This is a genomic window from Streptomyces sp. NPDC054975 (assembly GCF_053609105.1).
In genome coordinates, this window is sequence record NZ_JBSGWV010000006.1 from 216,084 (window position 1) to 225,364 (window position 9,281).

Consider the following 9,281-nt stretch of genomic DNA (forward strand, 5'->3'; position numbering starts at 1 on the left):
ATCTCCCCGTCCGGAGGACCATCCCCATGCGCTCGCACCTGCTCAACGACGCCACGGCGGAGAGCTACCGGCGCTCCGTCACCGAAGGAGTCGAGCGGGTGGCGAACAAACTCGCCACGACGCGCCGCCCGTTCACCGGTGTCACCCCCGCCGAGCTGGCCCCCACCATCGACGCCGTCGACCTCGACAAGCCGCTCGGCGACTCCTCCGCCGCCCTCGACGAGCTGGAGAGCGTCTACCTCCGCGACGCGGTGTACTTCCACCACCCCCGCTACCTGGGCCACCTCAACTGCCCGGTCGTGATCCCCGCCGTCCTCGGCGAGGCCGTCCTCTCGGCGGTCAACTCCTCGCTCGACACCTGGGACCAGAGCGCCGGCGGCACGCTCATCGAGCGCAAGCTCATCGACTGGACCACCAGCCGCATCGGCTTCGGCGGCCCGTCCACCGACGGCCAGTCCCCCGCCGACGGCGTCTTCACCAGCGGCGGTTCGCAGTCCAACCTCCAGGCCCTGCTCCTCGCCCGACAGGAGGCGAAGACCACGGACCTCTCCAAGCTCCGCGTCTTCACCTCCGACTGCAGCCACTTCAGCGTCCAGAAGTCCGCCGGTCTCCTCGGCCTCGGCCCCGACGCCGTCGTCTCCATACCCGTCGACCGGACGCGGCGCATGCAGTCCGTCGTCCTCGCCGCCGAGCTGGAGGCCTGCCGCGCCGAGGGCCTGACCCCGATGGCGATCGTCGCCACCGCCGGCACCACCGACTTCGGCTCCATCGACCCGCTGCACGAGATCGCCGCCCTGGCCGACGAGTACGGCGCGTGGATGCACGTCGACGCCGCCTACGGCTGCGGACTGCTCGCCTCCCCCACCCGCCGCCACCTCCTGGACGGCATCGAGCGGGCCGACTCCGTCACCGTCGACTTCCACAAGTCCTTCTTCCAGCCGGTGAGCTCCTCCGCCCTCCTGGTCCGGGACGGGGCCACCCTGCGCCACGCCACGTACCACGCGGACTACCTCAACCCGCGCCAGTCGGCCCGGACGGTCGCCGAGCAGATCCCCAACCAGGTCGACAAGTCGCTCCAGACCACCCGCCGCTTCGACGCGCTCAAGCTCTGGATGACCCTGCGCGTGATGGGCGCCGACGGCGTCGGCGAACTCTTCGACGAGGTCTGCGACCTGGCCCGGGCCGGTTTCGACCTGCTCGCCGCCGACCCGCGCTACGACGTGGTCGTCGAGCCGCAGCTGTCCACGCTCGTCTACCGCTACATCCCCGAGGCCGTCACCTCGCCCGCCGAGATCGACCGCGCCAACCTCTACGCCCGCAAGGCGCTCTTCGCCTCCGGCGAGGCCGTCGTCGCCGGGACGAAGGTCGACGGCCGCCAGTACCTCAAGTTCACCTTGCTCAACCCCGAGACGACCGTGGCCGACATCGCCGCCGTCCTCGATCTGATCGCCGGCCACGCCGAGCAGTACCTGGGAGAGACCCTTGTCCACGCCTGATACGAGCACCACGACCACGTACGACTTCATCGGCATCGGTCTCGGTCCGTTCAACCTCGGTCTCGCCTGCCTGACCGAGCCGATCGACGAGCTGAACGGCCTCTTCCTGGAGTCCAAGCCGGACTTCGAGTGGCACTCCGGGATGTTCCTGGAGGGCTCCCACCTCCAGACCCCGTTCATGTCGGACCTCGTCACGCTCGCCGACCCGACCTCGCCGTACTCCTTCCTCAGCTATCTGAAGGAGAAGAAGCGGCTCTACTCCTTCTACATCCGCGAGAACTTCTACCCGCTGCGCACGGAGTACAACGACTACTGCCGCTGGGCCGCCGACCAGCTCCGCAGCATCTGCTTCTCCACCACCGTCGCCTCCGTCTCCTACGACGAGGCCGGCGAGGAGTACGTCGTGGCGACCGAGGGCGGCGAGACGTTCCGCGCCCGCCGGCTCGTGCTGGGCACCGGCACGCCTCCGTACGTCCCCGACTCCTGCCAGGGCCTCGGCGGCGACATGATCCACAACTCCCGCTACGTCCCCAACAAGGCGGAGCTGCAGAAGAAGAAGTCCATCACCCTGGTCGGCAGCGGCCAGAGCGCGGCGGAGATCTACTACGACCTCCTCTCCGAGATCGACGTCCACGGCTACCGGCTGAACTGGGTGACCCGCTCCCCGCGCTTCTTCCCGCTGGAGTACACCAAGCTGACGCTGGAGATGACCTCGCCGGAGTACGTGGACTACTTCCACGCGCTGCCCGAGCAGACCCGCTACCGCCTGGAGAACCAGCAGAAGAACCTCTTCAAGGGCATCGACGGCGAGCTGATCGACGCCATCTTCGACCTGCTCTACCAGAAGAACCTGGCCGGACCGGTCCCCACTCGCCTGCTGACCAACTCGGCCCTGCACTCCGCCGCGTACGACGACACCAGCGGTACGTACACGCTCGGCTTCCACCAGGAGGAGCAGGAGAAGGAGTTCACGCTGGAGACCGAGGGCCTGATTCTCGCGACCGGCTACAAGTACGCCGTCCCCGCGTTCCTGGAGCCGGTCCGCGACCGGCTCCGCTGGGACTCCCAGGGCCGCTTCGACGTGGCCCGCAACTACTCCATCGACACCACGGGGCGCGGCGTCTTCCTGCAGAACGCGAGCGTCCACACCCACTCCATCACCTCGCCCGACCTGGGCATGGGTGCGTACCGCAACGCGTACATCATCGGAGCGATGCTGGGCCGCGAGTACTACCCCGTCGAGAAGACCATCGCGTTCCAGGAGTTCGCCGTATGAGCATCCGCTTCCGCCCCCTCGACCCCCTCGCGGACGCCGAGCTGATCCACGCCTGGGTCACGCACCCCAAGGCCGCCTTCTGGATGATGCAGGACGCGAAACTGCAGGACGTCGAGCGCGAGTACATGGCGTTCGCCGCCAACCCGCACCACCAGGCGTACATCGGCCTGGTGGACGAGCAGCCCGCGATCCTCATGGAGCGGTACGACCCCTCCCAGCTGGAGCTGGTCGGCCTGTACGAGCCGCAGCCGGGCGACGTCGGCATGCACTTCCTCGTCGCGCCCACCGACACCCCCGTCCACGGCTTCACCCGCCGGGTCATCACCGCCGTGATGCGCGAGCTGTTCGACGACCCGGCGACCGAGCGGGTCGTCGTCGAGCCGGACGTGGCCAACAAGGCCGTCCACGCGCTCAACGAGGCCGTCGGCTTCGTGCCCGAGCGTGAGATCCAGAAGCCGGAGAAGAAGGCGCTGCTGTCCTTCTGCACCCGCGCCCAGTTCGAGGCCGCCGTGGGAGCGAGCATATGAAGAGTCCGCACGTGAACCCCGTGGCCCACCTCACCCCCGCCCGCTGGGCCGACGCCAACCGCGCGCTGATCCGCAAGGGCCTCGCCGAGTTCGCCCACGAGCGCCTCCTCAACCCGCAGGAGCTGGGAGAGAGCCGCTACCGGGTCCTCAGCGACGACGGCACGGTCGAGTACCGCTTCACCGCCGACCGGTACGCGCTCGACCACTGGCAGGTCGACGCCGAGTCGATCAGCCGCCACCGCGGCGACCAGCACCTCCCGCTGGACGCGCTCCAGTTCGTCACCGAGCTGCGCGGCGCGCTCGGTCTGAGCGACGAGGTCCTGCCGGTCTACCTGGAGGAGATCTCCTCCACCCTGTCCGGTACGGCCTACAAGGCGACCAAGCCGCCCGTGACCGCCGCCGAGCTGGCCCGCGCGGACTTCCAGGCGATCGAGACCGGGATGACCGAGGGCCACCCCTGCTTCGTCGCCAACAACGGCCGGCTCGGCTTCGGCATCGACGAGTACCACGCGTACGCCCCCGAGGCCGCCGCCCCGATCCGCCTCGTCTGGCTGGCCGCGCGGCGCGACCGCGCCACCTTCTCGGCCTGCGCGGACATCGAGTACGAGAGCTTCGTCCGCGCCGAGCTGGGCGACCGCGCGGTCGACGGCTTCGCCGCGACCCTCGCCGAGCAGGGCCTGGACCTGGCCGACTACCTGCTGATGCCGGTCCACCCCTGGCAGTGGTGGAACAAGCTGTCCGTCACCTTCGCCGCCGAGGTCGCGCAGCAGCGCCTGGTGTACCTGGGCGAGGGCGACGACGCGTACCTGGCGCAGCAGTCGATCCGTACCTTCTTCAACACCTCCGACCCCGCCAAGCACTACGTGAAGACGGCGATCTCCGTCCTCAACATGGGCTTCATGCGCGGGCTCTCGGCGGCGTACATGGAGGCGACCCCGGCGATCAACGACTGGCTGGCCGGGCTGATCGACGCCGACTCCGTCTTCAAGGAGGCCCGTTTCTCGATCATCCGCGAGCGGGCGGCGGTCGGCTACCGGCACCTGGAGTACGAGGCGGCCACCGACCGCTACTCCCCGTACCGCAAGATGCTCGCCGCGCTCTGGCGCGAGTCGCCGGTGGCGTCGCTCGCGCCGGGCGAGCGGCTCGCGACGATGGCCTCGCTGCTCCATGTCGACCACGCGGGCGCGTCGTTCGCCGCCGCCCTGATCAGGGACTCGGGCCTGGAGCCGACGGAGTGGCTGCGCGGATACCTCGACGCGTACCTGCTGCCGCTGCTGCACAGCTTCTACGCGTACGACCTGGTCTACATGCCGCACGGCGAGAACGTGATCCTGGTCCTCGACGAGCAGGGCGCGGTGGTCCGGGCGGTGTTCAAGGACATCGCCGAGGAGATCTGCGTGATGGACCCGACGGCGGTGCTGCCGCCGGCGGTGGAGCGGATCCGGGCCGACGTCCCCGAGGACATGAAGCTGCTGTCGATCTTCACGGACGTCTTCGACTGCTTCTTCCGCTTCTTCGCGGCGACGCTGGCGGCGGAGGGCACGCTCACGGAGGACGCCTTCTGGCGGACGGTCGCGGAGTGCGTGCGCGCGTACCAGGAGTCGAAGCCGGAGCTGGCGGAGAAGTTCGAGCGTTACGACATGTTCGCGGAGACCTTCGCGCTCTCCGCGCTCAACCGCCTCCAGCTGCGGAACAACAGGCAGATGGTGGACCTCTCGGACCCGTCGGCGGCGCTCCAGCTGGTCGGCGACCTGGTGAACCCGATCGCACGTTTCGCGTCATGATCGCGCGGTTCACGGCATGAACGGGCGGGCGCCCCCGGAGTACGGTCCTCCGGGGGCGCCCGTCATTTCCTCGGTGTCTTCACCGCGCCGCGGGCCACGGCACCTGCGCCGACCGGTAGTAGTCGATCCCGAGCGCCTCGAAGCGCGGCCCCTGCGCGGCGAGCCGCGTCCGGTACGTCGCCCAGTCGTGCGTGGCCGCCGGGGACCAGCCCAGTTCGGCCACGCCCGGCAGGCGCGGGAAGGCCATCTGGTCGATGTGCTCGTTCTCGGAGATGGTCTCCGTCCACAGTGGCGCCTCGACGCCCTTGACGGCCTCGGAGGGCGCGCCGGGGAGGTAGGCGGCCGGGTCCCAGTCGTAGGAGCGCTGGACCTCGACGTAGCCGGCCCAGGCGAGGCCGAGCCTGGTGTCCTTGTCGTACTTCATGTCGAGGTAGACCCGGTCGGCCGGCGACAGGATCAGTCCGGTGCCGTTCCGCGCGGCCGCGGCGACCTGTTCCTTCTCCGCCGCGCTCGTGCGGTCGAGGCCCCAGTACTGGGCGAGCGCGCCCTTGGCGGGCGTGGCGGCGGTGAGCTGGTGCCAGCCGATGACGGTCTTGCCGTACTTGGCGACGACCGGCTGGACCTTCTCCATGAAGGCCACGTAGTCCTCGTCGCTGGTGGAGTGCGCCTCGTCACCGCCGATGTGGAGGTACTTCCCGGGGGTGAGCTCCGCGACCTCGCGGATGACGTCGTCCACGAAGTCGTACGTGATGGCCTTCGGCACACACAGGGAGCTGAAGCCGACGGCGGTGCCGGTGTAGAGCGGCGGGGCGACGCCGTCGCAGTTCAGCTCGGCGTACGAGGCGAGGGCGGCGTTGGTGTGGCCGGGCAGGTCGATCTCGGGGACGACCTCCTGGTGGCGGGAGGCCGCGTACCGCACGATCTCCTTGTACTCGTCCTTCGTGTAGTAGCCGCCGGGGCCGCCGCCGACCTGGGTGGAGCCGCCGTAGGTGGTGAGCCGGGGCCAGGAGTCGACGGCGATGCGCCAGCCCTGGTCGTCGGAGAGGTGCAGGTGCAGCTTGTTGATCTTGTAGAGGGCGATCTGGTCGATGTACCGCTTGACCTGCTCGACGGTGAGGAAGTGGCGGGAGACGTCGAGCATCGCGCCGCGGTAGGCGTAGCGCGGGGTGTCGGTGATGGTGCCGCCGGCGACCTTCCAGGGCCCGGGGTGGACGGTCTTCTTCTCGACGGCGGCCGGGAGCTGCTGGCGCAGGGTCTGCACACCGCGGAAGAGCCCGGCGGGCCGGTGGGCCGTGAGGGTGATGCCGGTGGGTCCGGACTGCAGGCGGTAGCCCTCGTCGCCGAGCGCCTTCTCCCCGCCGCTGAGGCGGAGCCGGATGCCGCCGCGCGCGTCGTCCTCGTCGACGACCCACAGGGGATGGCCGGTGGACGGGCGCAGGATCCCGGCGAGGTACTCCGCGACGGCTCGGGCGTCGCGGGAGTTCTCGTCGATCCGGATGTGGGTGGCGGCGTTGATCGTGTACGGCTGGCCGGCCGGGGTCACGGAGGCCGGGACGGGGACGATCTGGCCGAGCGGACGGGTGGTGGTGTCGACGCCTCCGGCGTCGGCGGCGGGGGAGGCGGGGGCGGCTCCGACGCAGGAGATCCCGGCCGCCGTAAGGAGCAGCAGGGCGCCGAGCACGCGGGGAAGCGTTCTGCGCTGTCTCACAGACTTGGTCCCTTTCGATGGGCTTCGCGGCTGTGGGTATGCGTATCCGAACAGTCACCATGCGTACCGTGGACCACTTACACGGTCAAGGTGTAGACCAATTTCGCCCCCAGGGCCGCGATCATGAAGTCATCTGCCCGGATTCGGGCAGGATTCTTGCGAAGTCCCGGGGGTACCCCTCAGTATTCACAGGTGCTCGATCGCCGCCCGTCGCATGACGACCTCATCGACCACCTGGTGCGCAGCACCGCGCTTCAGCGCGGTGAGGCCGCCCGGGTGGTGCTCGACGTGCTGGCGTACTTCGACGAGTCGACCGAGGACTACGTCCGTCGCCGCCACCGGGAGCTTCAGTCCGGGGGCGCCGTGAACGCCGAGATCTTCGAACGCATCGCGGCCGAGCTGCCGCACCGCGCCGTGGCGCCACCGGAGCTCTCGCTCCGGCAGCTACGCCGCATCGTCTACGGCTGAGCCAAGACGGCGTCACGACGGAGCACGTTCACCAACCTGGAGGGGTAAGACCTTTATGTGCGGAATTGTCGGTTACATCGGAAAGCGCGACGTGGCCCCGCTGCTGCTGGAAGGCCTGCAGCGGCTGGAGTACCGGGGGTACGACTCCGCCGGCATCGTCATCACCAGCCCGAAGGCCACCGGCCTGAAGATGGTCAAGGCCAAGGGCCGGGTCCGTGACCTGGAAGCCCGCGTGCCCAAGCGCTTCACCGGCACCACCGGCATCGCCCACACCCGCTGGGCCACCCACGGCGCGCCGAGCGACATCAACTCGCACCCGCACCTGGACCCCGAGAACAAGGTCGCGGTCGTCCACAACGGCATCGTGGACAACGCCCAGGAGCTCCGCGCCAAGCTGGAGGCCGACGGCGTCGTCTTCGCCTCCGAGACGGACACCGAGGTCATCACCCACCTCATCGCCCGCTCCCAGGCCACCACCCTGGAGGAGAAGGTCCGCGAGGCGCTCAAGGTCATCGAGGGCACCTACGGCATCGCCGTCATGCACGCCGAGTTCAACGACCGCATCGTGGTGGCCCGCAACGGCTCCCCGGTCGTCCTCGGCATCGGCGAGAAGGAGATGTTCGTCGCCTCCGACGTCGCCGCCCTGATCGCCCACACCCGCCAGGTCGTCACCCTCGACGACGGCGAGATGGCCACCCTCAAGGCCGACGACTTCCGCACCTACACGACCTCGGGCGCGACCACCACCGCGACCCCCGAGACCGTGGAGTGGGAGGCCGCCTCCTACGACATGGGCGGCCACGACACGTACATGCACAAGGAGATCTCCGAGCAGCCCGACGCGGTCGACCGCGTGCTGCGCGGCCGGATCGACGACCGGTTCTCCACCGTCCACCTGGGCGGCCTGAACCTGGACGCCCGCGAGGCCCGCTCCATCCGCCGGATCAAGATCCTCGGCTGCGGCACCTCGTACCACGCCGGCCTCATCGGCGCCGGGCTCATCGAGTCCATGGCCCGCATCCCCGCCGACGCCGAGCCGGCCTCGGAGTTCCGCTACCGCAACCCGGTCGTGGACCCCGACACCCTCTACATCGCCGTCTCCCAGTCCGGTGAGACCTACGACGTGCTCGCCGCCGTGCAGGAGCTGAAGCGCAAGGGCGCCCGCGTCATCGGCGTCGTCAACGTGGTCGGCTCGGCCATCGCCCGCGAGGCCGACGGCGGCGTGTACGTGCACGCCGGCCCGGAGGTCTGCGTCGTCTCCACCAAGTGCTTCACCAACACGGTGACCGCCTTCGCCCTGATCGCCCTGCACCTGGGCCGCATCCGCGACCTGTCGGTGACCGACGGCAAGCGGATCATCGAGGGCCTGCGCAAGCTGCCCGGCCAGATCAGCGAGATCCTCGAGACCGAGGACGAGATCAAGAAGATCGCCGAGGCGTACGCGGGCGCCCAGTCGATGATGTTCATCGGGCGCGTGCGGGGCTACCCCGTCGCCCTGGAGGCCTCCCTGAAGCTCAAGGAGATCTCCTACATCCACGCCGAGGCGTACCCGGCCTCCGAGCTGAAGCACGGTCCGCTCGCGCTGATCGAGCCGGCGCTGCCGACGGTCGCAATCGTCCCCGACGACGACCTGCTGGAGAAGAACCGCGCCGCCCTGGAGGAGATCAAGGCCCGCAGCGGCCGCATCCTCGCGGTCGCGCACCAGCCGCAGGCGAAGGCCGACCACACCATCGTCGTGCCGAAGAACGAGGACGAGCTGGACCCGATCCTGATGGGCATCCCGCTCCAGCTCCTCGCCTACCACACGGCGCTCGCCATGGGCCGCGACATCGACAAGCCGCGCAACCTGGCCAAGTCCGTCACGGTCGAGTAGCAGCCTCAGGCCGCCTCCGGGCCTGTCACCCGGAGCGCGAGCTCTCGACCACGGCCGGGAAAGCCCGTCCGCCCACATTCCGGACCTGTCCCCGGAGGGCGGCCGCCCGGCCGGACACACGAGCGGTCCCCGCGCACCTCACCGGTGCG

At 69.6% G+C, this 9,281-nt stretch carries 7 protein-coding genes; 6 read left to right on the forward strand and 1 reads right to left on the reverse strand.

Annotated elements, in window-relative coordinates; translation table 11 throughout:
* Positions 1–26 precede the first annotated feature (26 nt).
* The 4 genes from ACWF79_RS10320 to ACWF79_RS10335 are packed head-to-tail and all read left to right on the forward strand — an operon-like array spanning position 27 to position 5,083.
* Complete coding sequence (locus tag ACWF79_RS10320) at positions 27–1,496, forward strand: pyridoxal phosphate-dependent decarboxylase family protein (protein ID WP_453727629.1); 1,470 nt, start codon at positions 27–29, stop codon at positions 1,494–1,496.
* Positions 1,483–2,772 (forward strand): lysine N(6)-hydroxylase/L-ornithine N(5)-oxygenase family protein, encoded by a 1,290-nt coding sequence (locus ACWF79_RS10325; RefSeq protein ID WP_453727630.1) that lies wholly within the window; start codon positions 1,483–1,485, stop codon positions 2,770–2,772. Before ACWF79_RS10320 ends, ACWF79_RS10325 begins: the two co-directional genes overlap by 14 nt.
* Complete coding sequence (locus ACWF79_RS10330; protein WP_453727631.1) at positions 2,769–3,299, forward strand: GNAT family N-acetyltransferase; 531 nt, start codon at positions 2,769–2,771, stop codon at positions 3,297–3,299. The genes ACWF79_RS10325 and ACWF79_RS10330 overlap by 4 nt, the downstream gene beginning before the upstream one ends.
* Complete coding sequence (locus ACWF79_RS10335) at positions 3,296–5,083, forward strand: IucA/IucC family protein (RefSeq protein ID WP_453727632.1); 1,788 nt, start codon at positions 3,296–3,298, stop codon at positions 5,081–5,083. Before ACWF79_RS10330 ends, ACWF79_RS10335 begins: the two co-directional genes overlap by 4 nt.
* A gap of 79 nt (positions 5,084–5,162) precedes the next feature.
* On the opposite strand, the gene ACWF79_RS10340 is transcribed toward ACWF79_RS10335, so the two are convergent.
* Positions 5,163–6,791, reverse strand: a complete 1,629-nt coding sequence (locus ACWF79_RS10340) for a beta-N-acetylhexosaminidase (RefSeq protein ID WP_453727633.1) — start codon at positions 6,789–6,791, stop codon at positions 5,163–5,165.
* 192 nt (positions 6,792–6,983) lie between these two features.
* On the opposite strand from ACWF79_RS10340, the gene ACWF79_RS10345 reads away from it, so the two are divergent.
* The gene (locus ACWF79_RS10345) at positions 6,984–7,259 is read left to right on the forward strand and encodes a hypothetical protein (RefSeq protein WP_356599054.1); all 276 of its coding nucleotides are present in this window, start codon (positions 6,984–6,986) and stop codon (positions 7,257–7,259) included.
* 55 nt (positions 7,260–7,314) lie between these two features.
* The gene (glmS, locus tag ACWF79_RS10350) at positions 7,315–9,132 is read left to right on the forward strand and encodes a glutamine--fructose-6-phosphate transaminase (isomerizing) (protein WP_453727634.1); all 1,818 of its coding nucleotides are present in this window, start codon (positions 7,315–7,317) and stop codon (positions 9,130–9,132) included.
* Positions 9,133–9,281 lie beyond the last annotated feature (149 nt).